General features: G+C 71.5%; 23 protein-coding genes and 4 pseudogenes. 12 read left to right on the forward strand and 15 right to left on the reverse strand.

Annotated elements, in window-relative coordinates:
- Positions 1-69: 69 nt before the first annotated feature.
- Positions 70-453, forward strand: coding sequence for a winged helix-turn-helix transcriptional regulator (locus tag ACM9LD_RS03595; RefSeq protein ID WP_415675408.1), 384 nt, complete (start codon positions 70-72; stop codon positions 451-453).
- Here ACM9LD_RS03595 and lipB read toward each other — a convergent pair.
- From lipB to ACM9LD_RS03635, 8 genes and pseudogenes are all read right to left on the reverse strand, one after another.
- Positions 444-1,145 (reverse strand): lipoyl(octanoyl) transferase LipB, encoded by a 702-nt coding sequence (gene lipB, locus ACM9LD_RS03600; protein WP_415675409.1) that lies wholly within the window; start codon positions 1,143-1,145, stop codon positions 444-446. The genes ACM9LD_RS03595 and lipB overlap by 10 nt on opposite strands.
- 10 nt (positions 1,146-1,155) lie before the next feature.
- Positions 1,156-2,064: a TIGR01777 family oxidoreductase gene (locus tag ACM9LD_RS03605; protein ID WP_415675410.1), complete on the reverse strand. Its 909-nt coding sequence runs from the start codon at positions 2,062-2,064 to the stop codon at positions 1,156-1,158.
- 20 nt (positions 2,065-2,084) lie between these two features.
- Positions 2,085-2,861, reverse strand: a 777-nt coding sequence (sucB, locus tag ACM9LD_RS03610; RefSeq protein ID WP_415675411.1) for a 2-oxoglutarate dehydrogenase, E2 component, dihydrolipoamide succinyltransferase, incomplete at its 5' end; no start/stop codon positions are given.
- A 1-nt stretch (position 2,862) separates the two neighbouring features.
- Positions 2,863-2,917, reverse strand: a pseudogene (locus tag ACM9LD_RS03615) (hypothetical protein); the annotation flags it as partial.
- Between the two features lie 15 nt (positions 2,918-2,932).
- A pseudogene (locus ACM9LD_RS03620) lies at positions 2,933-3,065 on the reverse strand (E3 binding domain-containing protein); the annotation flags it as partial.
- A 12-nt stretch (positions 3,066-3,077) separates the two neighbouring features.
- A pseudogene (locus ACM9LD_RS03625) lies at positions 3,078-3,158 on the reverse strand (hypothetical protein); the annotation flags it as partial.
- 3 nt (positions 3,159-3,161) lie between these two features.
- Positions 3,162-3,299: pseudogene (locus ACM9LD_RS03630) on the reverse strand (biotin/lipoyl-containing protein); the annotation flags it as partial.
- Between the two features lie 164 nt (positions 3,300-3,463).
- Positions 3,464-4,990 (reverse strand): leucyl aminopeptidase, encoded by a 1,527-nt coding sequence (locus tag ACM9LD_RS03635; RefSeq protein WP_415675412.1) that lies wholly within the window; start codon positions 4,988-4,990, stop codon positions 3,464-3,466.
- A gap of 44 nt (positions 4,991-5,034) precedes the next feature.
- Here ACM9LD_RS03635 and ACM9LD_RS03640 point away from each other — a divergent pair, with 44 nt between their 5' ends.
- From ACM9LD_RS03640 to ACM9LD_RS03665, 6 genes are all read left to right on the forward strand, one after another.
- Positions 5,035-6,129 (forward strand): AraC family transcriptional regulator, encoded by a 1,095-nt coding sequence (locus ACM9LD_RS03640; protein WP_415675413.1) that lies wholly within the window; start codon positions 5,035-5,037, stop codon positions 6,127-6,129.
- Between the two features lie 31 nt (positions 6,130-6,160).
- Entirely contained in the window at positions 6,161-7,477 is a 1,317-nt protein-coding gene (locus ACM9LD_RS03645; RefSeq protein ID WP_415675414.1) for an alanine racemase, read from the forward strand.
- On the forward strand, positions 7,474-8,811 hold the full coding sequence (locus ACM9LD_RS03650) for a D-arabinono-1,4-lactone oxidase (RefSeq protein WP_415675415.1): 1,338 nt from the start codon (positions 7,474-7,476) through the stop codon (positions 8,809-8,811). Before ACM9LD_RS03645 ends, ACM9LD_RS03650 begins: the two co-directional genes overlap by 4 nt.
- A 20-nt stretch (positions 8,812-8,831) precedes the next feature.
- Positions 8,832-10,082, forward strand: a complete 1,251-nt coding sequence (locus ACM9LD_RS03655) for a uracil-xanthine permease family protein (protein ID WP_415675416.1) — start codon at positions 8,832-8,834, stop codon at positions 10,080-10,082.
- A gap of 10 nt (positions 10,083-10,092) precedes the next feature.
- A complete protein-coding gene (gene gcvT / locus ACM9LD_RS03660) occupies positions 10,093-11,202 on the forward strand; it encodes a glycine cleavage system aminomethyltransferase GcvT (RefSeq protein WP_415675417.1) in 1,110 nt (369 codons plus the stop codon).
- Between the two features lie 87 nt (positions 11,203-11,289).
- On the forward strand, positions 11,290-12,393 hold the full coding sequence (locus ACM9LD_RS03665; protein ID WP_415675418.1) for a branched-chain amino acid aminotransferase: 1,104 nt from the start codon (positions 11,290-11,292) through the stop codon (positions 12,391-12,393).
- Positions 12,394-12,570: 177 nt separating this feature from the next.
- Here ACM9LD_RS03665 and ACM9LD_RS03670 read toward each other — a convergent pair whose 3' ends face one another.
- The 6 genes from ACM9LD_RS03670 to ACM9LD_RS03695 all read right to left on the reverse strand — a co-directional run bounded on the left by ACM9LD_RS03670 (position 12,571) and on the right by ACM9LD_RS03695 (position 18,151).
- Positions 12,571-13,269, reverse strand: a complete 699-nt coding sequence (locus ACM9LD_RS03670; RefSeq protein ID WP_415675419.1) for an SMI1/KNR4 family protein — start codon at positions 13,267-13,269, stop codon at positions 12,571-12,573.
- A 24-nt stretch (positions 13,270-13,293) separates the two neighbouring features.
- A complete protein-coding gene (locus ACM9LD_RS03675) occupies positions 13,294-14,427 on the reverse strand; it encodes an oxygenase MpaB family protein (RefSeq protein ID WP_415675420.1) in 1,134 nt (377 codons plus the stop codon).
- Positions 14,428-14,570: 143 nt separating this feature from the next.
- Entirely contained in the window at positions 14,571-15,005 is a 435-nt protein-coding gene (locus ACM9LD_RS03680; RefSeq protein ID WP_415675421.1) for a DUF7832 domain-containing protein, read from the reverse strand.
- 48 nt (positions 15,006-15,053) lie between these two features.
- On the reverse strand, positions 15,054-15,809 hold the full coding sequence (locus ACM9LD_RS03685; protein WP_415675422.1) for an adenosylcobinamide-GDP ribazoletransferase: 756 nt from the start codon (positions 15,807-15,809) through the stop codon (positions 15,054-15,056).
- The gene (gene cobT / locus ACM9LD_RS03690) at positions 15,806-17,461 is read right to left on the reverse strand and encodes a nicotinate-nucleotide--dimethylbenzimidazole phosphoribosyltransferase (protein WP_415675423.1); all 1,656 of its coding nucleotides are present in this window, start codon (positions 17,459-17,461) and stop codon (positions 15,806-15,808) included. Before cobT ends, ACM9LD_RS03685 begins: the two co-directional genes overlap by 4 nt.
- Positions 17,462-17,464: 3 nt before the next feature.
- The gene (locus tag ACM9LD_RS03695; protein WP_415675424.1) at positions 17,465-18,151 is read right to left on the reverse strand and encodes a DUF3043 domain-containing protein; all 687 of its coding nucleotides are present in this window, start codon (positions 18,149-18,151) and stop codon (positions 17,465-17,467) included.
- A gap of 121 nt (positions 18,152-18,272) precedes the next feature.
- On the opposite strand from ACM9LD_RS03695, the gene ACM9LD_RS03700 reads away from it, so the two are divergent.
- The 3 genes from ACM9LD_RS03700 (at position 18,273) to trhA (ending at position 20,399) form a co-directional block, all read left to right on the forward strand.
- Positions 18,273-18,620 (forward strand): HesB/IscA family protein, encoded by a 348-nt coding sequence (locus ACM9LD_RS03700; protein ID WP_068521070.1) that lies wholly within the window; start codon positions 18,273-18,275, stop codon positions 18,618-18,620.
- An 89-nt stretch (positions 18,621-18,709) separates the two neighbouring features.
- A complete protein-coding gene (locus ACM9LD_RS03705; protein ID WP_415675425.1) occupies positions 18,710-19,696 on the forward strand; it encodes a carbohydrate kinase family protein in 987 nt (328 codons plus the stop codon).
- Between the two features lie 46 nt (positions 19,697-19,742).
- A complete protein-coding gene (gene trhA / locus ACM9LD_RS03710; protein ID WP_415675426.1) occupies positions 19,743-20,399 on the forward strand; it encodes a PAQR family membrane homeostasis protein TrhA in 657 nt (218 codons plus the stop codon).
- A 3-nt stretch (positions 20,400-20,402) separates the two neighbouring features.
- On the opposite strand, the gene asnB is transcribed toward trhA, so the two are convergent.
- Positions 20,403-22,367 (reverse strand): asparagine synthase (glutamine-hydrolyzing), encoded by a 1,965-nt coding sequence (gene asnB / locus ACM9LD_RS03715; protein WP_415675427.1) that lies wholly within the window; start codon positions 22,365-22,367, stop codon positions 20,403-20,405.
- Between the two features lie 207 nt (positions 22,368-22,574).
- On the opposite strand from asnB, the gene ctaC reads away from it, so the two are divergent.
- Positions 22,575-23,705, forward strand: a complete 1,131-nt coding sequence (gene ctaC, locus ACM9LD_RS03720; RefSeq protein WP_462933949.1) for an aa3-type cytochrome oxidase subunit II — start codon at positions 22,575-22,577, stop codon at positions 23,703-23,705.
- A gap of 3 nt (positions 23,706-23,708) precedes the next feature.
- Positions 23,709-24,140, forward strand: coding sequence for a cytochrome c oxidase subunit 4 (locus ACM9LD_RS03725; RefSeq protein ID WP_068521058.1), 432 nt, complete (start codon positions 23,709-23,711; stop codon positions 24,138-24,140).
- The last annotated feature ends 103 nt before the right edge of the window (positions 24,141-24,243 follow it).

The following is a 24,243-nucleotide window of genomic DNA, read 5'->3' on the forward strand; positions in this document are numbered from 1 at the left end:
TCTCTATCGATGAGGCTCGCCTAGGGCCTGTCGGTGTGGGTTCCGCCGCAGAGCGGCAGGGGGAGTGACGTGGGTCACGACGACGGTGAGGTCGACCGCCCGCTACCCGGGCGGCCGGTCCGCGGTTCGGACACCGGGCGGCCGATGATGGCGGCGCTGGACCTGTTCGGCCGACGGTGGGCGCTGCGGATCGTGTGGGAGCTGCGCTTCGGGAGGTCGCGGTTCTCCGATCTGCGCAACGAGATCGAGGGCATCTCGTCGAGCACGCTCTCGCAGCGGCTCTCGGAACTCACGGCGGCACACATCGTGACGCAGACGTCCGACGGTGCCTACCGCCTCAGCTATCAGGGCAAGGCGCTGCTCATCGCCCTGGGACCCCTCGAACTGTGGGCCAAGACGTGGGCGAAGGGCGTCCGGGACGGCGTGGAGGAGGACCCGGCCGATCAGGCGTGATCGGCGGCGTGCAGGGTCTCGTCGGTGACGGGGAGGTCGCCGTCGAGCGCGCGCTGGACGGCGTCGACCACGGCGTCGCGCACCTCGCCGACGGTGACGTCGCGGCCCAGCTCGGAGCTCAGCGTGGTCACGCCCGCGTCGGGGATGCCGCAGGGGATGATCGCGTCGAAGCCGCCGAGCGTGTTGTCGCAGTTGAGGGCGAAGCCGTGCAGGGTCACGCCGCGCGCCACGCGGATGCCGATCGCGGCCACCTTGCGCTCGGGGCGCGCACCGTCGGCGGGGAACCAGACGCCCGAGCGGCCCTCGACCCGGCCGACCGCGAGGCCCAGCCCTCGGCAGACCTCGATGAGGGCCTGTTCGATCCGGCGGACGTAGTCGACGACGTCCATCGCGGAGCCCAGCTTGATGATCGGGTAGCCGACGAGCTGCCCGGGGCCGTGCCAGGTGATCTTGCCGCCGCGGTCCACGTCGATGACGGTGCTGCCGTCGGTCGGCAGGTCCTGCGGCTCGGTGCGCTTGCCCGCGGTGAACGTGGGCGGGTGCTCGAGGAGGAGCAGCCGGTCGCCGATGGCGCCGTCGGCGCGCTGGTTCGCGAGGTCGTGCTGGAGGTCGAAGGCCTCCTGGTAGCCGATGGTGCCGAGGTCCTCGACCAGGATCGGGGCGGAATCGGCGCGGGCGGAGCGTGCGGGCATGCCCTCGACGCTACGCCTCGTCCACCATCGCCGCGGCGAGTGCGGCGGGAAGTGTGGTGTGCGCGAACCGGAATCCACTCTCGTGGAGCACGCGCGGGACGGCGCGTTGGGACGTGAGCAGGCCCTCGTCGGCGATCTCGCCGACGGCGGTGCGCAACGCGATCCGGGGCACCACCCAGCGCGCGGGGCGGTGCACCTCGCGGCCCAGGGCCTCGCTGAAGGCCTGCTGCCGTACGGGCGCCGGCGCGACGACGTTGACGGGACCCGTGATCGTGCCGGCGAGCGCACCGTCGAGCACGTGCACGACCGCGCGGGCGGCGTCGTCGCGGGAGATCCACGACATCCACTGATGGCCGCTGCCCAGCCTCCCGCCCAACCCGAGCCGGTAGACGCGGCGCAGCACCGGGAGCAGGCCGCCGGCCGCGGACAGGACGTGCCCGAAACGCAGGTGCGCCACCGCGACCCCGGCGGTGCGGGCGGCGGCTGCGGCGGCCTCCCACTCGACGCAGAGGCTCGCGAGGAAACCCGCACCCGGCGGCGTGCCGTCCGGTCCGTCGAGGCACTCCGTCTCGCCCGCGTCGCCGTAGACGCCGATCGCGCTCGCGCCCAGGAACACCGGCACGCCGTCGCGCGCAGCGGCCTCCGCGAGCGCCGCGGCGGACTCGATGCGGGAGTCGCGCAGGTCCTGCTTGACCGCGCCCGTCCAGCGGCGGCCGGCGATGGGGGAGCCGTTCAGGACGATCACCGCGTCGAAGCCGGCCAGGTCCGGGACCTCGCCGCGCGCCGGGTCCCACGGGAGCCCGCGCGCGGCATCGCCCCGAACGAGCGGAACGACGGTGTCGCCCCGCCGCGTCAGCGCTCGCGACACCGCAGTGCCGATGAGCCCCGACGATCCGGCGAGGGCGACCCGTCGTTCCATGAGATCGGGTGGTTCCGGGTTTACAGGCCCAGATCCGCCTCGAACGCGCCCTCCTCGAGACGGTGCTTGACCGTCGTGAGGAAACGGCCCGCGTCGGCACCGTCGATGAGGCGGTGGTCGTAGGTCAGCGGGAGGAAGGCCATCGGGTGGATGCCGATGGACTCGGTGCCCGCGGCGTCCTTGACCACGACCGGGCGCTTGACGATCGCGCCGGTGCCCAGCATCGCCGCCTGCGGCGGGACCAGGATCGGCGTGTCGAAGAGCGCGCCCTCGCTGCCGATGTTGGTGATGGTGAACGTGCCACCGGACAGCTCATCGGGCTTGAGGCCGCTGTTGCGGGTGCGCTCCGCGAGGTCGACGATCGCGCGGGCCAGGCCGGCCAGCGACAGGTCGTCGGCGTTCTTGATCACCGGCGAGAGCAGGCCCTGCGGAGTATCGACGGCGATGCCCAGGTTCACCACACCGTGGTAGGTGATCTCCTTGAAATCGTCGCTGATCGACGCGTTGACGTTCGGGTGCACCTTGAGCGCCTCGATGACCGCCTTCGCGATGAAGGGCAGGTAGGTGAGGTTGACACCCTCGTTCGCCTTGAACGCGGCCTTGGCCTGCGCGCGCAGCGCCACGATCTTGGAGAAGTCGACCTCGAAGACCTGGGTGAGCTGCGCCGAACCCTGCAGCGACTCCCGGGTGACCTTCGCGGTGATCTGGCGGATGCGGTTGGTCTTCTGCGAGGTGCCGCGGAGCGCCGCCAGCTCGGGGCGGGCGCCCTTGGGGGCCGACGGTGCCGGAGCCGCGGCNGCCGCGGGGGCGGTCGCAGCGGCCGGAGCGGCGGGGGCCTTGGCGGCCTCGGCCGNNNCNGCNAGCACGNCCTGCTTGCGGATGCGGCCACCGACGCCGGTGCCCTTGACCGCGTTCAGGTCCACGTTGTTCTCCGCGGCCAGCTTGCGCACCAGCGGGGTCACGTACGGCGTCGAATCCGACGACGACGCGGCCGGGGCNGCNGGNGCGCNGGNGCCGACGATCGCGAGCACGCCGCCGACGGCGATGACGTCGTCCTCGTTCGCCTTGATCTCCAGCAGCGTGCCGGCGACGGGNGNCGGGATCTCGGTGTCGACCTTGTCGGTCGAGACCTCGAGCAGGGGCTCGTCGACGGTGATCGTGTCGCCCTCCTGCTTGAGCCACCGGGTGACGGTGCCTTCGGTGACGCTCTCGCCGAGTGCCGGCATCTGGACGGAGAAGGCCATTTCCTCTGACTCCTCAGGTTCGGTTATCTGCTGTGATACGAGCTGAACGCGGGTTTCGGCTGGTGGCCTCCACCGACACCTGACCCTACCCTCAGGGGTCGGATCCGCGCGGCGGTTGGGGGCTTACTCGCCGGTAACTCCCAGGGGGCGGGACGTCAGCCCCGCTGTGCGATGTCGCGGAGCACCGCGAGCATCGTGCGGACCGGGACGCCCGTACCACCCTTGGTGATGTAGCCGAAGGGACCGCCGGTGTTGAACGCCGGGCCCGCGACGTCGACGTGCGCCCACTGCACCCCGTCGGCCACGAACTCCTTGAGGTACACCCCGGCGGTGAGCATGCCGCCCCACCGGTTGGGGCTCACGTTCGCCAGATCCGCGACGCGCGAGTTGATGTCGGCGCGCAGCTCCTCCGGGAAGGGCATGGCCCACCCGTTCTCGCCGACGGAGCGGGAGAGCTCCGCGACGCGGTCGCGGAAGTCGTCGGTGCCCATGACGCCGGGCGTGCGGGTGCCGAGCGCGACCATCTGCGCGCCCGTCAGCGTCGCGGTGTCGATGAGGTAGTCGGGCCCGTCCTCGCAGGCGCGGACGATGGCGTCGGCCAGGATCAGGCGGCCCTCGGCGTCGGTGTTGATCACCTCGACGGTGATGCCGCCCTTCCCGGGGCCGGGGTACTGGGTGAGCACGTCGCCGGGGCGCTGCGCGGTGTGCGAGGGCATGTTCTCGGCCATCGGCACCGTCGCGGTCACGTCGACCGGCAGGCAGAGCTGCGCGGCCAGGATCACCGTGGCGATCACCGCCGCGGCGCCGCCCATGTCCGAGGTCATCTGCTCCATGCCCGCGGCCGGCTTGATCGAGATGCCGCCGGTGTCGAAGGTGATGCCCTTGCCGACCAGCGCGACGTGCTTGGCACCGTCGACCCCCGAGACGTGCCGCAGGCGCACCAGGCGCGGCGGGCGCGAGCTGCCCTTGCCGACGCCGACGATGCCGCCGTAGCCGTTGGCTTCGAGGTAGAGCTCGTCGAAGACCTCCACCTCCAGCCCGGCCGCGGTGCCGAGCCGTTGGGCGCGGTCGGCGAACTCGCCGGGGGAGAGGACGTTCGGCGGGGTGTTGACGAAGTCGCGGGCCAGCGCCACCGCGCCGGCCGTCAGGCGGGCCTGCTCGACGGTGCCGCGCGCCTCCTCGGCGAGCGCCTCGGACGCGGGGGCCGAGAACAGCGCGAGTGCGCCGAGCGTCGCCTTCTTCGGCGCGGAGGTGGTGCGGAACTCGGCGAACCGGTACGCGCCGAGGATCGCGCCCTCGACCGCTGCCGCCAGGTCGATCGACGAGAGCGTGGTGGCCGCCGCGGCGACGCCCTCGAGCGCGCGGGCGGCGACGCCGGCGGCGCGGCGCACGGCCTCCGGGGTCGCCGACGCCTCGGGGCCCAGGCCCACGCCCAGCACCGTCGCCGCGCCCAGGCCGGTCCCGGCCGGGGTGGCGATCCGTACGGTCTCGCCGGCCTTGCCCTCGGCGCCGAGGAGCGCGAGCGCCTCCGTGATCGGCCCGCGCGCGGCGTCGGGCACGCCGGCGTCGAGCGTGATAGCCCCGTCGTCCTCCGCGGAGTACACGCCCACGACGAGTGCGTCGGTCGCCGCCGCGAGATCGTCGGTCAGCGTGATGGCGGGTCCGGTGAACGGCGTGCTCAAGGGGTTTCCTCTCGTCGGGGCGGCGGGTGTGCTTGCCTGTACGGATGTTACGCCTGGGACTCTGGGGTGCGCCGCCGCCCGGGGCGGCCGGCTACGCGGCCGCGATGCCCGCACCCGTCGTCGCCCACCTGATGGAGGCGCTGGGGCGGGAGGGGTACCCGGTGGCGGCGTGGGCGGCGCGTGCGGGGATCCGCCCGGCTGATTCCGCGGTCGACCTCGAGCTCACCCATCCACAGGTCGTGCGGTTCCTGACCGAGGTGGTGCAGGCGCTGCCCGATCGTCCCCTCGGGTTCGAGGCGGGCGCCCGCCCGCTGCTGCAGTCCTTCGGGATGCTCGGCGTGGCGATGCAGACCGCCGATGATCTCGAGGGCGCCGTCGCCGTCGGCCTGCAGTACCACCAGGCGGCGGGCAGCCTGGTCGACTTCGACGTGGACGCCGACGGCGGCGCCCTCCGCCTCGCCGTGGTGCCGCGCTCCGCGGACCCGGACCTGCTGCCCTTCCTCTGCGAGGAGACCCTCCTCAGCGTCACGACGCTGCTGCGCTCCGCGCTCGGGGACGAGCGCTGGTCGCCCGTACTGGTCGAGCTGCCGTATCCGGCGCCGCCGTACGCCGCCGAGTATCCGCGCTCCTTCGGCTGCTCCGCGCGGTTCGACGCCCCGTCCGGGCGGATGACGGTGCCGCGAAGCCTGCTCGGCACGCCGCTGCCCCGACGCGAGCCGGCGGTGCACGCCGCCGCGCTGGCGGCTTGCCGCGCGCTCACCGGGACGCGGGCGGAGACGCGCGACCTCGACCACGTCTGGGCCGTCGAGCAGTTGCTCCGCTCCGACCTGCGCCGCCCGTTCACGATGGCCGGCGTCGCCCGACAGCTGAACACCACCGAGCGGACGCTGCGCCGGAACCTCACCGAGGCGGACGAGTCCTTCCGGTCGATCCACACCCGGGTCCGGCGCGAGCGCGCGGAGACTCTGCTGCGGACCACCGACCTGCCGGTGCGGTCCGTCGCCGCGGCGGTCGGCTTCGCCGACGCCCGCGACTTCCGGCGCGCCTTCGCGCAGTGGACCGGGAGCACTCCCGCCCAGGTCCGGGCCGCCGGGGAGATCCGGACGGGCGAGGGGGGATCTGCGGTCACGCCGAGCTGAGGGGGCACCTGCGCCCGTACGATCGGTGCTCATGACGGGAAACGGCACGGGAGAGACCACGACCGGAGCGGGCGCACTGGACCTGGCGGCGGCACCGTCGTCCCTCGACCGGGATTGGGAGATCGACCCGGCCGCGTACTGGGCCACCATCGACGCCACCACGCACGGCCTCGACGCGCCGATCCTCGCCGCGGACCTCGACGCCCTGCGCTCCAACGTGGCCGACATGCTGCGGCGCGCGGCCGGCAAGCCCATCCGCGTGGCGTCGAAGTCGATCCGCTCACGCCCCGTGCTCGACGCGCTGCTGCGCGTGCCGGGCTACGCGGGCGTACTCGCCTACGACGTGGCGGAGGCGCACTGGCTCGCCGCGGACGGGATCGATCACGACGGCGCCGCCCGCCCCGGCTGCACCGACGTGCTGGTCGCCTACCCGAGCGCGGACCTCGCCGCGATCGCCGCGCTGGCCGCCGACCCGGCCGCCGCGATGCGGGTGACCCTCATGATCGACGACGCCGAGCAGCTCGACCTCATCGACGCCGCGGTGCCGCCGAGCCGCCGCCCCGAACTGCGGGTCTGCATCGACGTCGACGCCTCGTACCACGCCCCCGCGCTGGGCGCGATCGGCGCGCGACGGTCCCCGATCCGCACCCGCGGCGAGGCCTCGGTCCTCGCGGCGACGGTGGCGGGCCGCAAGGGATTCCGCCTCGTCGGCGTGATGACCTACGACGCCCAGATCGCGGGCGTCGGCGACCTCAGCATCCGTCGACCCGGCGCCGGGACGCTGCTGCGGACCATGCAACGCGCTTCCTGGGACGAGCTGGTGACGCGCCGCCGGGAGATCCTCACGGACCTGCGTCGGATCGCCGACCTCGAGTTCGTCAACGGCGGCGGTACCGGCTCGCTGGAGCGCAACGCCGAGGACCCCAACGTCACCGACATCGCCGCGGGCAGCGGCCTGTACGGGCCGCACCTCTTCGACGGCTACTCCCATTTCCGTCCGGCGCCCGCGATGGGCTTCGGCCTGGCGGTGGTGCGCCGCCCCGCTCCGGACACGGTGACCTGCCACGGCGGCGGCTGGATCGCCTCCGGTGCCGCGGGCTCCGACCGCCTGCCGCGGCCCGTCTGGCCCGAGGGGCTGAAACTCACCGGCCGCGAGGGCGCGGGTGAGGTGCAGACGCCGCTCACCGGCGAACGGGCCGAACGGATCTCGCTCGGCGACCGGGTCTGGTTCCGGCACACCAAGGCCGGGGAGCCGGCCGAGCACGCCGACCACCTGGTCGTCGTATCCGACGGTGCCGTGCAGGCCACGGTCCCGACCTACCGCGGCGAGGGGAAGTGCTTCCTGTGAACAAGTGGATTCCGGGCCTGGACCAGTTGACCGGCACCGTCGGTGAGTGGCGCAACTGGGGGCGCACGGCCTCCGCGTTCCCGTCCTACGTCTCGCGGCCCGCGAAGATCGAGGACGTGGTGCGCACCGTCGAACGGGCCCGCGAGCGCGGCGGCACCGTCAAGGCGCTCGGCGCGGGGCACTCCTTCACCGCGATCTCCGCCCCGCGCGACGTGGCGCTGGCGCCCGACCATCAGGGCGGGCTCGTCACCGTCGACGTCGACGCCAAGCGGGTGACGCTGCGCGCCGGTACCCGGCTCTACGACGTGCCCGCGCTGCTCGAGCCCTACGGCTTGGCCATGCCGAACCTGGGCGACATCGACCGTCAGACCGTCGCCGGAGCGATCTCGACCGGCACGCACGGCACCGGGCTGGGGTTCGGCGGCATCGCCACCCAGGTGGTCGGGGCGACCCTCGTCTCCGGGACCGGGGAGGTGGTCACCGTCGGCGAGGACGACCCGCGCCTGCAGGCGATCGCCCTCGGGCTCGGCGCGCTGGGGATCCTGGTCGAGGTCACGCTGCAGTGCGTGGACCGGTTCGTGCTCGAGGCCACGGAGGCGCCGATGTCGCTGGCGGAGACGGTGGACGGCTTCGTCGAGCGGGTGCGCGGCGTGGACCATTTCGAGTTCTTCTGGTTCCCGGGGACCGACGGCACACTCACCAAGTCGCAGATCCGCCGTCCGGGGGACCACAAGCGCAAGCCGATCGGGACGGTGCGGCGGTTCGTCGACGACAAGGTGGTCGGCACCGGCGCGCTGATGGCCGTGTGCGAGGTGGGGCGCGCGGTCCCGTCGCTCACGCCCCGGCTGGTCTCGCTCGCCACGTCGATGCTCTCCGAGCACACCGAGATCGACTACTCCACCAACGTGCTCACCACCGATCGGTCCGTGCGCTTCCGCGAGACGGAATGGGCCGTGCCACTGGAGAACACGATGCCGGCGTTCGCCGCGCTCAAGGCGGCGACCGAGAAGCACGACTGGAACCTCACCTTCCCGATCGAGGTCCGCGTGGCCGCCGCCGACGACCTGATGCTCTCGACCGCCTCGGGCCGGCAGTCCGGGTACATCGCCGCGCACCGCTACATCCGCGACAGGCCCAGCGACTACTTCGCCGAGGTCGAGCGGATCATGATCGAGCACGGCGGCCGCCCGCACTGGGGCAAGATGCACACCCGCACCGCCGAGTTCTTCCGCGGCGCGTACCCCCGGTTCGACGAGTTCCTGGCCGTGCGCGACGAGCTCGACCCGGACCGCGTGTTCGCCAACGACTACCTGGACGCTGTACTCGGCCGCTGACTCGTGCATGATTTCCCGCCATGAAGACATTCGGCTGGACGCCGACCACTGACGGTGCGGGCGTGGTGGGGCCCGGTGAGCGGCTGAGCTGGCCCAAGACGTTGGGCATCGGCGTGCAGCACGTGGTGGCGATGTTCGGCTCCACGTTCCTGGTGCCGGTGCTCACCGGCTTCCCGCCCGCCACGACGCTGCTGTTCTCGGGCGTGGGCACCCTGCTGTTCCTGCTCATCACCGGCAACCGGCTGCCCAGCTACCTGGGGTCGAGCTTCGCGGTGATTTCGCCGATCACCGCGGCGACGGCCTCGCAGGGGATGGGGAGCGCGCTGGGCGGCATCGTCGCCGTGGGTGCGCTGCTGATCCTGGTCGGCGGCGTGGTGCACCTCGTGGGCACCACGTGGATCGAGAAGCTGATGCCGCCCGTCGTGACCGGCGCGATCGTCGCGCTGATCGGCCTCAACCTGGCGCCCGCGGCGAAGGCGAACTACGAGAAGGCCGCGGTCACGGCCACGATCACGCTGGTCTGCCTCATCCTGTCCCTCGCCCTCTTCAAGGGCATGCTCGGGCGGCTCGCGATCTTCACCTCGGTGCTCATCGGCTACGCGGTCGCGTGGTTCCGCGGCGAGATCGACTTCTCGAAGGTCTCCGCGGCGTTGTGGGTTGGCCTCCCGGAGTTCCACGCCCCGTCGTTCTCCTGGGCCGTGCTGCCGATGTTCCTGCCCGTGGTCCTCGTGCTCGTGGCCGAGAACGTCGGGCACGTGCGCTCCGTCGCGCAGATGACCGGCCAGGACTACGACCCGGTGATGGGCCGGGCGCTGGCCTCCGACGGCCTCGCGACGGTGCTCGCCGGCGCTGGCGGCGGCTCCGCCACCACGACCTACGCGGAGAACATCGGCGTCATGGCCGCGACCCGCGTCTACTCGACGGCCGCCTACTGGGTGGCCGGCATCGCCGCGATCCTGCTCGGCATGTCACCGAAGGTCGGCGCCGTGATCGCGTCGATCCCACCCGGCGTGCTCGGCGGCATCACGACGGCGCTGTACGGCCTCGTCGGCATCCTCGGCGTGCGGATCTGGGTGGAGGCGCGCGTCGACTTCAGCAAGCCCATCAACCAGCTCACCGCCGCGGTGCCGCTCATCATCGGCATCGCCGACTTCACCTGGTCCGTCGGTGAGGTCACCTTCACCGGCATCGCGCTCGGTTCCGTCGCCGCGATCGTGATCTACCAGGGAATGCGGCTGCTGGGCCGGTCCGGCAGCGCGGCCCTCGACTAGAGTGCCGGGCATGAGTGAGACGCTGATCGAAGGCCCCCTGAACGCCGTGCACACCGAGCTGGGGGCGGCGTTCGCGCCCTTCGGCGGCTGGTCGATGCCCGTCAAGTACGCGGGCACCGTCGGCGAGCACACCGCCGTCCGCGAGGCCGTGGGCATCTTCGATGTCAGCCACCTCGGCAAAGCCACCGTCGCCGGGCCCGGCGCCAAGGACTTCGTCAACCGCGTGCTCACCGCCGACCTCGGCAAGATCCACCCCGGCAAGGCGCAGTACACCCTGTGCACCAACGAATCCGGCGGTGTGATCGACGACCTCATCGTGTACTACGTCTCCGACGACGAGCTCTTCCTCGTGCCCAACGCCGCCAACACGGCCGCGGTGGTCGCGCACCTGCGCGAGCGTGCCCCCGAGGGCATCACGGTCACCGACCAGCACCGCGACTACGCCGTGCTCGCCGTACAGGGCCCGAAGTCGGCGGAGGTGCTGCAGGCCGTCGGGCTGCCCACCGAGATGGAGTACATGGCCTACGAGGACGCGGTGCTTTCCGGGCCGGCCGGCGTTCCTGTGCGCGTCTGCCGCACCGGCTACACCGGCGAGCACGGCTACGAGCTGATCCCCGCGTGGGGCGACGCCGAGACGGTCTTCCGCGCGCTGCTCCCGGAGATCACATCGCGCGGCGGCCAGCCCGCCGGCCTCGGCGCGCGCGACACCCTGCGCACCGAGATGGGCTACCCGCTGCACGGGCACGAGCTCACCGTCGACATCACGCCGGTCCAGGCCCGGGCGGGCTGGGCCGTCGGGTGGAAGAAGCCCGAGTTCGTCGGCCGCGAGGCCCTCCTGGCCGAGAAGGAGGCCGGTCCGGCGCGCAAGCTCTGGGGCCTGCGTGCCACCGGCAAGGGCGTGCTCCGCGCCGACCTCACGGTGCTCTCCGCCGACGGTGCGCCGATCGGCACCACCACGTCGGGCACCTTCAGCCCCAGCCTCAAGACCGGAATCGCGCTGGCGCTCATCGATTCCGAGGCGGGCGTCGAGAAGGGGACGCCGGTGAGCGTGGACGTGCGCGGCCGCGCCATCGAGTGCGAGGTGGTCCTTCCGCCGTTCGTCGAGGCGAACACCAAGTAGTCCCGCGGAGGCCCCGGAGAAATACTCGGGGTTCCTACTGATTGGTACGGCCCGCGCCCGCGCGCGCGGGTCGTAGAATCTTGTCCCATGACAACTGGCACGGCCTTCGCCCTCACCCGCAACGACCACCCCCGCTCTGCGGCTGAGCGCTCCGAGATCCTGGCGAACCCGGGATTCGGCAGGTACTTCACCGACCACATGATCTCGCTCCGCTGGAACGAGGCCGAGGGCTGGCACGCCCCCGAGGTGCTACCCTACGGGCCCATCCCGATGGAGCCGTCGGCGTCGGTGCTGCACTACGCGCAGGAGATCTTCGAGGGCCTCAAGGCCTACCGCCAGCCCGACGGTTCCGTCGCCACCTTCCGGCCCGAGGCCAACGCCGCGCGGTTCCAGCGCTCCGCCGAGCGGCTCGCCATCCCGCCGCTCCCCGAGGACGTCTTCGTGGAGTCGCTCAAGGAGCTCGTGGCAGTGGACGGCGAGTGGGTGCCCGCGGCCGGCGGCGAGGAGGCCCTGTACTTCCGGCCGTTCATCTTCGCCGACGAGGAGACCCTGGGCGTCAAGCCGTCGAACAGCTACCGCTTCCTGGTGATCGCCTCGCCCGCCGGCGCCTACTTCGCGGGCGGCGTGAAGCCCGTCTCCGTGTGGCTCTCGCGCGAGTACGTGCGCGCCGCGCCCGGCGGCACCGGTTTCGCCAAGTGCGGCGGCAACTACGCCGCCTCGCTCGTCGCGCAGGCCCAGGCCGCGCAGCAGGGCTGCGACCAGGTCGTGTGGCTCGACGCCATCGAGCACGAGGCGATCGAGGAGATGGGTGGCATGAACCTGTTCTTCGTCCTCGGCTCCGGTTCGAACGCGAAGATCGTCACGCCGGAGCTGTCCGGCTCGCTGCTCCCGGGCGTGACCCGCAGCTCGCTGCTCCAGCTCGCGCGCGACGCGGGCTTCGAGACCGAGGAGCGCCGCATCACCGTCGACGAGCTCAAGGAGGGCGTCGCCTCCGGCGCCATCACCGAGGTCTTCGCCTGCGGCACCGCGGCCGTCATCACGCCCGTCGGGCGGGTCAAGGGCGCGTCCGAGGACTTCACCATCGGCGACGGCGAGCCCGGCGAGATCACGATGGCCCTGCGCGAGACCCTCACCGGCATCCAGCGCGGCACCGTCCCCGACACCCACGGCTGGATGACCACCCTGAGCTGAGTGTCGTCCAACGACGCGCGCGGCCCGCACCGGATTCGGTGCGGGCCGCGCTCGTTCGAAATGTGGTGCGGCGTGCGGCCACACCATCTTTCGAAGCGTTCGGCGACCGGAGCTGCCGCCTTGAGAATCGCAGAACGTTCTGACGAGTGTGGGCGTGTGGCGGAGACGGGTGACAGATCAGTCGGTCCCGAACTGCTGCTCGAGTCGGCGCGGGAAGCCAGGACTGCAAGTGCCGAGCGCCGCTTCGATGTGGTCCTCCGCGTCCTCGTCGAAGCCGATGTATCGAGTTCCGCTGCACGTCTCCTCGTAAGTATCGAACGGCTTGGCCGTAAAGGTGGAGGTGATCGCCTCGACCCACGAGGCGAAGTCGGGAGCATAGATCTCGCGGAATTCAGCGTCGTGCGTGAAATCCATGATCTGACCGGGAAGGCTCGTCCATTTCTCGACGTCCAAGCGCGTGCGGGTGTGCTCGTCCCAGCGGGTCTCCTTGAGGAGGGCTTCACCGGACATGTCGATGCAGATGTTGTCGCCGGCGTGGTTGTCGAGGATAGGGAGGTAGTGCTCGCCCCACCACGCAGAGGTGATCCAGCTGGGGTCGGCCGCGCGTAGTTCCCGCATCATCGTGACGGTGTCGATGACTTCACGCGCGGTCATGAGGTCCTGGTTGTAGATCAGGCTGCCCGCCTCGACTGGCGCGCCGTCGGGACTGGGGCCGCGCCAGGCGAGGAAGTCGCGGTACAGCGGCGGAAGCGGGAGGCCGAAGACGCGCTCGAGCTCGTCGATGTCCTCGTCGGGCGAGCCCGGGCCGAGCGCGGCGTGATACTCGGGATATCCAGATGCCAATGCAGTATCTAGATTCGCGATCAGTGGATTCACGATCGCCAGGTTAGCGCGATCGGGTCAGTGCGTGACGTGGTGCGCCGAGTGGCCGACGGCGGCCTCCTCGTTCAGGGTGCGCATGAACTTCGCCTGACCCACGTCGCCGCGGCGGGCGGCGCGCTCGCGGCCGCCGGGGAGCTGGTTGAACACGGACTCGACCAGGTGGTACGGGATCCGGAGGGCCGGGTACCAGGGGAGGGTCGACGGGACGCCGAGCTCCTTCATGGCGCTCCGCCCCAGGTAGGCGGTCGCGATCGACAGGTGCTGCGAGCGGGCGATCCGGCGGCGCAGCCCGGTGAACTGTCCGTACTGCCACAGCATCGGGTCGTCGGCCATCGGCTGCGCGAGCGCTTTGCTCGTCTCGTCCGGGGTCGACAGTGCGCGCGAGGTCTGGAACAGGATCCGCAGGCTGTCGCGGAAGCTGTGCGGCAGGAAGTCGTCGTGCACGCCCATCAGCCGGCCGACGTACCGCGTCAGGTGCGCCGCCGCCTCGTACTCGCGCGGATTCGCGACGAGGCCGATACCCAGGCCGGTCGCGACGGGCGCGATGAGCGCGCCGACCAGCGTGGCCGCCATGTCCGTCTGATTGATCGGCAGGCCGTAGGTCTCGTAGTCCCAGTCGGGGAGCGCCGTGACGTGCCGGCGCACCATCGAGTGGATGAACCGGACGTGCAGCGTGGACCGGTAGCCCGGCCCGCCCGGGCGCAGCCCCTCGGGGACGATCACGTCGAGCGCCCACTGCGAGGTTTCCGCGAAGCGCTTGTTCGAGCCCTTCTCGAGCGCGCCCGTGCGCAGCAGGGTCTGGTTGAAGCCGGAGAAGAGGTAGCCGCCCATGAGGGCGACGTCGCGGGCGATCGAGAAGCCGTCCGCGCCGCCGCTGCGCATGAGCTGGCCGCCGAGCAGGATCTTGTCCCAATCGACCCAGTCCGGGGCGGTCTCCATGTCCTCGAAGAACTCCCGGAGCTCCGCCGGCGCCTCGGGCACCGATGCGATGCCCTCGTTCAGGGCACGGTCGAACATCGGCTTGCGGTCGTCGCGGTCCTGGTAGATCCAGTCGACGAGCTCGTCCATCGGTGCGTCGCCGACGGTGAGCAGCTCGCCGAACCGCCGGAACTCGGCGTCGGTGGGCTCGGGGAGGCGGAGGAACGCGCTCACCAGGCGGATCCCCGGCGGCACGCGCCGCGGACGTGCGGGGTGGCGTGCGGGGATGGGCCTCGGGGTGTCCACAGTCGTCACACCACTGTGTCTACTCCTGACAACGTCTGTTGTCGAGTCCCCGGCCGGCAGGTCCCAACGAATCAGCGGCGCCCCTTCCACTGCGCGTAGAGCTCGTCGAGCACCGGCTCGACGGCGTTGTAGATCAGCCAGGTATCGGGCGCGGCGTACATCGTGGCGGCCGCCGCGACCGCGGGGATCCGCTCGTAAGCCTTGAGGTAGGCGTCGTACTCCGCCTCGACGAACGCGCAGCCCTCGGTGGTGAAGAAGCTCGGGTCGAGCTGGCCGTCGAGGTACTCGTCCAGGTAGGCGCCCGGGGTGAGGGTGCGCTCGTCGAGCAGAGGAAGCGACTCGTCGGGCACCTCGCCGTCGACGCCGTGCTCCAGGTGCGTACCGCTCGCCAGCCCGCGGGCGCGGGCCCACGCGTAGAACATGCCGATGTGCGTGCCCGCGGCCTCCTCGGGCAGGCCCAGCTCGGCGATGGTGTCGGAGTGCCACCCGGCGTCGTCGTAGGTCATGTCGTGAGCCTCGCTCACTGGGCTTGGCGGGTGCTTGCGGTCCGGTTGTCAGGCGGCGCAGAGGCCGATCAGCGCGATCACCGCGGCCAGTTCGATCCCGAAACCCAGCACGTCGCCGCTCATTCCGTCGAACCGGTGCACGCAGTGCCGCATCGCGAGGGTCGCGACGAGCAGCCCCACCGCGACGGCGAGCGGCCCCTGCCACGGGCGCCCGGGCACCGCCGGGACGGCCGCGGTCAGGGCGACCGCGGCCCAGAAACCCTGTGTCGCCAGGCCCTGGGTGCCGGCCGTCAGCGCGCCGAAACCGTCGGGGTTCGACGGCGACCACCCGCGCCGGCAGCCGAACACCGCGGCCACCCGGGCGGCGCCCACGGCGACGCCGATCGCGAGCCACGCGCCGCGGTCCGCGAGCCCGCCCACGGCGGCGGAAGCTGCGATCAGCAGCAGCGCCAGTGCGGCGGCGCCGAACGGCCCGACGGTGCCCTGGCGCATGATCTCCCGCGCGCGCTCCGGCGATCCGTAGCTGCCGAGGCCGTCGACGCAGTCCGCGAAGCCGTCGAGGTGCATGCCGCGCGCCAGGAGCGCCCCGGCGCCGACGGCCAGGGCGCCGACGAGCACCGTCGGCAGGCCCGCGGCGTGGGCGAGCCAGGCGACAGCGGCCACGGCGGCGCCCACGAGCGCGCCGGCGAGGGGCACGAGGGCGATGATGCGGGCACCGTCGGACCGCGTGACCGGGCTCGGCTGCAGCGTGCCGGGCACGGGCAGCACCGTCATCCAGGCGATGGTCGCGAGCAGGTGTTTCACACCTGCGACACCCCGGCGGATTCGAAGGTGGCCATCTCGCCGAGCACGGCGACGGCGGAGCGCACCAGGGGCAGCGCGAGCGCCGCGCCGCTGCCCTCGCCGAGCCGCAGGCCGAGGTCGAGCAGGGGCTCGAGATCCAGGCGGTGCAGTGCGAGTGCGTGCGCGGGTTCGGGGCTCTTGTGCCCGGCGACCCACCAGCTCACCGCGCCGGGGGCGAGGTCGTTCGCGACCAGTGCGGCCGCCGTGACCACGACGCCGTCGAGGATCACCGGCGTGCGCCGCACCGCGGCCTGCGCCAGGAAGCCGGCCATCGCGGCCAGATCCGCCCCGGCGACGGTGCGCAGCAGCGCCTTCGGATTGCCGACGTGCGGGCGAGCGCGGTACATGCCGTCGCGGATCGCGGCGGCCTTGCGCATCCAGGCGTTGTCGTCGATGCCGGTGCCGCGGCCCACGACGAGTACCGGCTCGGTGTCGGTGAGCGCGCCCACCAGCACCGCGGCGGGCGTCGTGTTGCCGATGCCCATGTCGCCGACGATGAGCAGGTCGGCGCCGGAGTCGATCTCCTCGTCGGCGATCCGGCGGCCCGCCGCGATCGCGGCGATCGTCTCCTCGTCGGTGAGCGCGTCGGTCACGGCGATGTCGCCCGACGAGCGGCGGATCTTGTTGCGGCTCAGGTCCTCGCGGGTGTCGCCGGCGACGGCGATGTCCTCGACGCGGACCGTCGCGCCGGCCTGTGCGGCGAGCACGTTGATCGCGGCCCCGTCGGCGGCGAAGTTCGCCACCATCTGCGCCGTGACCTCTGGCGGGTACGCCGAGACGCCGCTCGCGGCCACCCCGTGGTCGCCGGCGAAGACCACGATGCGCGCGCGCTCGAACTGCTTCGGCGGGCACACGCCCTGGCACGCGGCGATCCACTCGCCGAGCTGCTCCAGGCGGCCCAGCGAGCCCGCCGGCTTGGTCAGCTCCAGCTGGCGGTCGCGGGCCTCGCGGCCGACGAACGGATCCGGCGGGGAGAGCTGCGGGAAGGCCAGCGGATCCGCGCCCGGCTCGAACGGCGGGAGCACGATCGGCGGTGCCGGCGGCACGTCCGGGACGGGCTTGACCAGGCTCGCGGCCGGCGCCGCCGGGGAGGGCGCACCGTCGAGCGGCACGGAGATCCCGGCGACGACGAGCTCAGCCCGGTCGGCGATCGCCGCGAGCCGGCCGTTGAGCGTGCCCAGCAGGTCCTGGAAGACGCGGCCGGCGTGAGTCTCGGGGACGAGCGACAGGCCCACCTCGGGACTGACGATGACCAGCTCGCCCGCGTAGGCCGCCGCGGCGGCGACGAGGCCGTCGAGATCGGGCTGCACGTTCTCGGGCGTCTCCCACCCCGCCACGTCGAGGCGTGCCGCGAGCCAGCCCCCCAGGTCGTCGACCAGCGTCGGGGCGGACCCCTCGGACAGGACCGCGCGGAGGTCCTGCGTCTCGACGGTGGACCACGACGACGGGCGTCGCTCGCGGTGCGCGGCCACGCGCGCGGCGAGGTCGGGGTCACCGTCGGGCCGCGGCGCCGTGGCGACGTACCGGACGAGTGCGCCGGACCCGGCGATCAGCTGCTCGGCGCGCGCGGACTTGCCCGAGCGGACCCCGCCGAGAACGAGGGTGAGCGCCACGGGCTAGACCGCGTCGCCCGGCTTGACCTGCGGCCGCGGGATGCGCATGCGTCGCAGCTGCGTGGAGCGCATGAAGGCGTACCAGCCGAGGCGGAAGCCCGTCTCGGTGGTGTCCGGCCAGCGCTCGCGGACGCGGTTGTTGACGCGGCGGCCGGTGAGGATGCCCTCGATCGCCATGACCGCGACCATCACCAGCAGGACGAGCATGGGGATGCCCGCGAGCTCCGGCCGGTTGACGGTGACGAACATGAAGACCATCACCGCGACCGCGAACGGGATGAACATCGTCGAGATGTGGCGCTTGGCATCGACCAGGTCGCGCACGTAGGCCTTGACGGGGCCCTTGTCGCGGACCGGCAGGTACCGCTCGTCGCCCTGCATCATGAGCTCGCGGCGCTCGTTGGCCTGCGTGCGACGATCCGCGGCGGCCGCCTTGCGCTCCTCCTTGCTCATGGAGTTGCGCAACTCCTTCTTCCGCGCGCGGGCCTCGGCCCGGGTCATCGGAGCGGGCGCGACGGGGCCGCGCTTGCGCCCCTGCGCCTCGCGGCGGCTGGGCGTGGGGCGGCCCTTGCCCGCCGTCTGCGCGGGCTTGGCGAGCGGTTCCGCAGCGGTCTCGTCGACGGTGTCGGCTGCCGCGGACTCCGCCGCCTCGGAGGTCGAGTCGTCGGCCTTCTGCCAGGGGAGTTTCACGCCGTCCAGCCTATTCGATCCCACCGGGTGCGCGACGACGCGGGTGATGGTGACTCCCGGGAATGCGGGGCGGGGGAGTACCGTTGAACCAGACACCGACGTGCGTCTGTGAGGAGAACCTATGACTACTGCTGAGAGCGAAACCACCGGTGTGGTGCTGACCGAGGCCGCTGCCTCGAAGGCGAAGGCGCTGCTGGACCAGGAGGGTCGTGACGATCTGGCCCTGCGTATCGAGGTGCAGCCCGGCGGATGCGCGGGCCTGCGGTACCAGCTGTACTTCGACGACCGGTCGCTCGACGGTGACGTGATGTCCGAGTTCGGCGGCGTCAAGCTGTCCGTCGACCGGATGAGCGTGCCGTTCCTGATCGGCGCGAAGATCGACTTCGTCGACTCGATCGAGAAGCAGGGTTTCACCATCGATAACCCGAACGCCACCGGCTCGTGCGCCTGCGGCGACTCGTTCAACTGACGCACGACTGACGCCCGCGAGGCGTCCGGAACCCTCTCGCGGTTAGGCTGACTGGATTCGTCCGTCGCCGACCACGGGAGGGTTTCGTCGTGTCGATCGCCGTTTCCGGTTCCATCGCCACCGATCATCTGATGCGTTTCGAGGGGAAGTTCTCCGAGCAACTGCTCGCCGAACACCTCGCGCACGTCTCGCTGAGCTTCCTGGTGGAGGAGCTCGTCCTGCAGCGCGGCGGGGTCGGTGCGAACATCAGCTTCGGCATGGCCCGGCTCGGCCGACGGCCCGTGCTCGTCGGTGCCGTGGGTGCCGATTTCGATGAGGGCTACCGCGCCTGGCTCGAGGACGCGGGCGTCGATACCCGCGCCGTCCGGGTCTCACAGACCGCGCACACCGCGCGCTTCCAGTGCACGACCGACTCCGAGATGGCGCAGATCGCGTCCTTCTACTCGGGCGCGATGGCCGAGTCGCGGGAGATCGCGATCGCCGACGTGGCCGCCACCGTCGGCGAGTTGGATCTCGTGGTGATCGGCGCGAACGATCCCGCGGCCATGACCCTGCACAGCGCGCAGTGCCGTGAGGCCGGGATCCCCTTCGCGGCGGACCCGTCGCAGCAGCTCGCGCGCCTGAACGGCGAGGAGGCTCGCGACCTGGTCGAGGGCGCCAAGTTCCTGTTCACGAACGAGTACGAGTGGAACTTGCTCCAGCAGAAGACCGGCGTGAGCGCGGAGCGGCTCACCGAGATGGTCCAGGTCCGGGTGACGACCCTCGCCGAGAAGGGCGCGGAGATCGTCGTCAACGGCGCCGAGGGCGTCGCGCAGCGAATCCACGTCGACGTGGTGCCCGATCGTGGTCGCGTCGACCCGACGGGTGTCGGCGACGCCTTCCGCGCGGGCTTCCTCGTGGGCCTCGATGCGGGGCTGTCGTACGAGCGCTCCGGCCAGCTCGGTTCGTACGTGGCGGTCAAGGTGCTCGAGACGGTGGGGCCGCAGGCGTGGGACTACGACGCCGAGGACGCCCGCGAGCGGCTGACCGAGGCCTACGGCGCCGAGGTCGCGGCCGAGATCCTGGCTGCGCTGTAGCTCACAATACTGATTACCGGCGAGTAACCTACGGTATCGTAGGTTCATGACGATCGCCGGTGTTCCCGAGGCCAAGCCGCGCCTGCGGGGCGTGATCCACCAGTTCGGCGCGCTCGGCGCCGCCGTCCTGGGCATCCCACTCGTGATCGCGGGCTTCCGCGAGAGCACCGCCGCGGGCCTCGCTCTGCTCGTCTACGCGATCACGGTGATCGGCGTGTTCGGGGTCAGCGCCGCGTACCACCGCGGGAAGTGGACCGACGCGCAGCGCATCTGGATGAAGCGCGCCGACCACTGCATGATCTTCGTCTTCATCGCCGGCAGCTACACGCCGATCGCCGTGCTCGCCCTGCCGTCCGGCGTCGCCCGCTGGGTGCTCGCCGTGGTCTGGGGCGGCGCGCTCGCCGGTGTCGCGCTCAAGCTGCTCTGGCCCCACGCCCCGCGCTGGGTGGGCGTGCCGCTGTACATCGCGCTCGGCTGGGTGGTCGTCGCCGTCGCCGGCGACCTGGTGCGCGGCGCCGGCTGGACCGCGTCGATCCTGCTCGCCATCGGCGGCGTGCTCTACAGCGGCGGAGCGGTCCTCTACGCCACCCGCTGGCCCAACCCCTGGCCCGGCGTCTTCGGGCACCACGAGTTCTTCCACGCCGCCACCGTGGTGGCGGCGCTCTGCCACTACGCCGCGATGTGGATCGCGCTGCTGCGCTGACGCCTAGAGGCGGACCGGGTAGACCGGCTCCTCGATGGCCGGGTGGATGCGGTCCTCGACGAAGATGCCGTGCCAGACCATGAACACCAGGACGGTCCAGAGCCGGCGGGAATGGTCGGTGCCGCCCGGCCAGCCCTCGGGCGCCTTGGCCTTGTGCTCGTCGAGCATGGCGAGCACAGCGCGACGGTCGATCCACTCGTCGGTCTGGGACTCCTCGATGACGTTCCGTGCCCAGTCGTAGAGCTCCGGGCCGGCCAGCCAGTGCCGCAGCGGCACGGGGAAGCCGAGCTTCTTCCGATGCAGCACGTGCGGAGGGATGATCTCCTCCAGCGCGCGGCGCAGCGCGTACTTCGACGTGCCACCGGCCAGCTTGAGGTCGGCGGGCAGGGTCTCCGCGACGCGGAAGACCTCCTTGTCCAGGAAGGGCACGCGCAGCTCGAGCGAGTTGGCCATCGTCATCTTGTCGGCCTTGACGAGGATGTCGCCGCGGAGCCAGGTGAACTGGTCCAGGTGCTGCATCCGCTCGACGGGGCCCCAGCCGCGGGTCTTGGCGTAGATCGGTGCGGTCACGTCGGTGTGCGTCCACTCCGGGCGGAAGTCGCGCAGCACGTAGTCCAGCTGGGCGTCGTTGAACGAACGCGCGTTGCCGTAGTACCGCTCCTCGAGCGGTAGCGAGCCGCGCTGCAGCAGCGACTTGCCGCGCTTGCCCTCGGGCATACGGTCGCCGATCCTCCCGGCGGTGCGTCGTGCCCACGCGGGCAGCTTGTCGAAGGGGGCGAGGGAGAGCGGCTCCTTGTAGATGGTGTAGCCGCCGAACAACTCGTCGGCGCCCTCGCCCGACAGCACGACCTTGACGTGCTTGCGGGCCTCGCGCGCGAGGTAGTAGAGGGGGACGAGCGACGGGTCTGCCACCGGATCGTCGAGGTACCAGACGATGGCCGGGATCGCGTCGCGGAACTCCTCGGGGGAGACGGTCTTGACCACGTGGCGGGCCCCGATCGCCTCGGCGGACTCCGCGGCCACGTCGACCTCGCTGTAGCCCTCGCGCTGGAAACCGGTGGTGATGGTGATCAGGTCGGGGTTGTGCTGGATCGCCAGCGCCGCGACGGCGGTCGAGTCGATGCCGCCGGAGAGGAAGGACCCGACGGTCACGTCGGCGCGCATGTGCATCTTCACCGAGTCGCGCAGCGCGTCGGCGATGTCGCGGTAGACGGCCTTCGCCTCGGCGGACTCCAGGCCGCCGGTGACGGGCTTCACGGGGAAGAGGGGCTCGAAGTAGCGCTGCGCGTCGACGGTGCCGCCGGGGGAGACGGTGGCGTAGCAGCCCGACTCGAGCCGGCGGATGCCCAGGTGCAACGACTCGGGCTCGGGCACGTACTGGAGCACGGTGTAGTGCTGCACGGCGCGGGCGTCGAGGCCCGGCTTCAGGCCCGCCTCGTCGGCCAGCGCGAGCACGGACTTCTTCTCCGACGAGAAGACGGTGCCCTTCGATCCGGTCGCGACGTACAGGGGCTTGATGCCGAACTGGTCGCGGGCGAGCGTCAGCTCCCGCTTCTCGGTGTCCCAGATCGCGAAGGCGAACATGCCCCGCAGCTCGGCCAGCACCCCGTCGATGCCCCAGTGGTGGAAGCCGGCGACGATCGCCTCGCCGTCGCCCTCGGTGCGGAACTCGGCGCCGAACTCGTCGGTCAGGCGCTGCCGCAGCTCGAGGTAGTTGTAGATCTCGCCGTTGAAGGTCAGCGCGTACCGGTCGGGGCTCTCGGGCGGGCCCCAGCGCAGCGGCTGATGGGCGTGCTCGATGTCGATGAACGCGAGGCGGTTGAAGCTCAGCGCCAGGTCGTCGTCGTGCCACGACCCGCCGAACTCGTCGGGGCCGCGGTGCCGCATGCACCGGCCGGCGGCGGTCACCGCGTCGACGACGTCGCCCGCGTGTCGATCGGCGGACAGGAATCCCAGGAGGCCACACACGGTTGACCAGTATGCCGGAACGGGGCCCTGCACCCGGAACGGCGCAGGCCCGTGCGCCGGGCACGCGAAACGACGCGCCATTTGCCGACCCCGCAACGTGTACCCCGTCCCGTTGGTCTACGCTGCGTAGTACAAGGGGAACGTGCAGCCCCGGCCGTGAGTTCCCGGACGGGGAGACGGTCCGGAACGGGCCCCGTAGCACTGACCGTGTTTCAGCAGGAAGGCGCGACATTGGCACCCGGAAGTAACGCCCACGGTGGGGCCGCGTCCTGGCGTAAGCGCCTGGTTCTGGCCGCCGGGCTCGTCGCTGGCATGTTCGCTCTGGCGGGCTGCTCGGCCGACGAGGTGATGCGTTTCGGTTGGCCCGAGGGTGTTACCCCCGAGGCCCGTGACATGACTGAGCTGTGGAGCTGGTCCGTCGTCGCCGCCCTCATCATGGGTGTGCTCGTCTGGGCCCTCACGTTCTGGACCATCACGTTCCACCGGCGCAAGGCGGACTCGCCCGATTTCCCCCGGCAGACCGCGTACAACGTGCCGCTGGAGCTGCTGTACACCGCGATCCCGTTCCTCATCATCGCCGTCCTCTTCTACTTCACCGTGGTCGTGCAGACCAAGGTCGAGAAGATCGAGGACAACCCGGGCGTGACCGTCGACGTCACCGCCTTCCAGTGGAACTGGCGTTTCGCGTACCGCGAGGTCACCCTCGACGGCAACAAGATCAAGCTCGAGCGGGAGAACCCGTACGGCAAGCAGCCCGACATCGCGAAGCTCAACGAAGAAGCCGAGAAGATGAAGGAGCACGGGCACGTCGAGGCGCAGCCCGAGCGCGGCCCGAACCACGGCCGCTTCCAGGAGATCCGCGACTACCTGAAGTTCAGCACCGTCGAGGTGCAGGGCTCGTCCGCCGAGATCCCCGTCCTGGTGCTGCCGACCGACACCCGCGTCCAGTTCGACCTGGCCTCGGCCGACGTCGTCCACTCGTTCTACGTCCCGCAGTTCGCCTTCAAGCGCGACGTGATGCCGAACCCGGTGCAGAACCACACCCAGAACAAGTTCCAGGTGTCCAGCATCGACCGGCCCGGCGCCTTCGTCGGCCGCTGCGCCGAGATGTGCGGCGACTACCACTCGATGATGAACTTCGAGATCCGCGCCGTGACGCCGGAGAACTTCAAGAAGTACATCGAGGCGCGTCAGGGCGGCAAGGACAACGTCGCCGCGCTGGAGTCGATCGGCGAGGTGGGCGTCTCCACGAGCACGTTCCCGTTCGACACCCGCCGCACCGGCCGCACCCCGTCGGGCAACAGCACCGCGCCCGTCAACGCAGAAGGAGCGAACTGACCCATGAAGGTCGAAGCGAAACTCTTCGAGTTCCTCACCGCGTTCTTCTTCCTCGCGGGAATCCTGTACACCGTCGCGACCGCGATCTGGGGCCCGGGCTACGGCTACGGCGCCGTGGAGTGGGTCGGCGTGACCGGCATGTTCCTCACGGGCGGCCTGACGCTGATCATCGGCACGTACTTCCGGTTCGTGTCCAACCGCGTCGACACCCGCCCCGAGGACTACGAGGACGCCGAGGTGTCCGACGGTGCCGGCGAGCTGGGCTTCTTCAGCCCGCACTCGTGGTGGCCCATCCTGCTCTCGGCCTCGGTCGCCGTGGTCGGCATCTCCGTCGCCCTCCAGCTCTACTGGCTCTGGTTCTTCGGCGGCCTGCTCGTCGTCGGCGCCGCGTGGGGCCTCGTCTTCGAGTACCACAAGGGTCCCGAGAAGCACTAGGACACGTTCTTTCAGCGACGCCCGCACCGGAGTTCACCGGGGCGGGCGTCGTTCTTTCGTCCACGTTCACCGCGGCGCCGCCCACGGGTCGTCTCGGCCTGAT

The organism is Tsukamurella hominis (assembly GCF_965137015.1).
GTDB lineage: Bacteria > Actinomycetota > Actinomycetes > Mycobacteriales > Mycobacteriaceae > Tsukamurella > Tsukamurella hominis.

What these genes read in the sequence shown, in the direction of transcription:
- lipB (WP_415675409.1), bottom strand. Translation starts at nt 1,145, where the DNA reads ATGCCCGCACGCTCCGCCCGCGCCGATTCCGCCCCGATCCTGGTCGAG.
- ACM9LD_RS03605 (WP_415675410.1), bottom strand. Translation starts at nt 2,064, where the DNA reads ATGGAACGACGGGTCGCCCTCGCCGGATCGTCGGGGCTCATCGGCACT.
- ACM9LD_RS03640 (WP_415675413.1), top strand. Translation starts at nt 5,035, where the DNA reads ATGTTACGCCTGGGACTCTGGGGTGCGCCGCCGCCCGGGGCGGCCGGC.
- ACM9LD_RS03645 (WP_415675414.1), top strand. Translation starts at nt 6,161, where the DNA reads ATGACGGGAAACGGCACGGGAGAGACCACGACCGGAGCGGGCGCACTG.
- ACM9LD_RS03655 (WP_415675416.1), top strand. Translation starts at nt 8,832, where the DNA reads ATGAAGACATTCGGCTGGACGCCGACCACTGACGGTGCGGGCGTGGTG.
- gcvT (WP_415675417.1), top strand. Translation starts at nt 10,093, where the DNA reads ATGAGTGAGACGCTGATCGAAGGCCCCCTGAACGCCGTGCACACCGAG.
- ACM9LD_RS03665 (WP_415675418.1), top strand. Translation starts at nt 11,290, where the DNA reads ATGACAACTGGCACGGCCTTCGCCCTCACCCGCAACGACCACCCCCGC.
- ACM9LD_RS03680 (WP_415675421.1), bottom strand. Translation starts at nt 15,005, where the DNA reads ATGACCTACGACGACGCCGGGTGGCACTCCGACACCATCGCCGAGCTG.
- ACM9LD_RS03700 (WP_068521070.1), top strand. Translation starts at nt 18,273, where the DNA reads ATGACTACTGCTGAGAGCGAAACCACCGGTGTGGTGCTGACCGAGGCC.
- trhA (WP_415675426.1), top strand. Translation starts at nt 19,743, where the DNA reads ATGACGATCGCCGGTGTTCCCGAGGCCAAGCCGCGCCTGCGGGGCGTG.
- ACM9LD_RS03725 (WP_068521058.1), top strand. Translation starts at nt 23,709, where the DNA reads ATGAAGGTCGAAGCGAAACTCTTCGAGTTCCTCACCGCGTTCTTCTTC.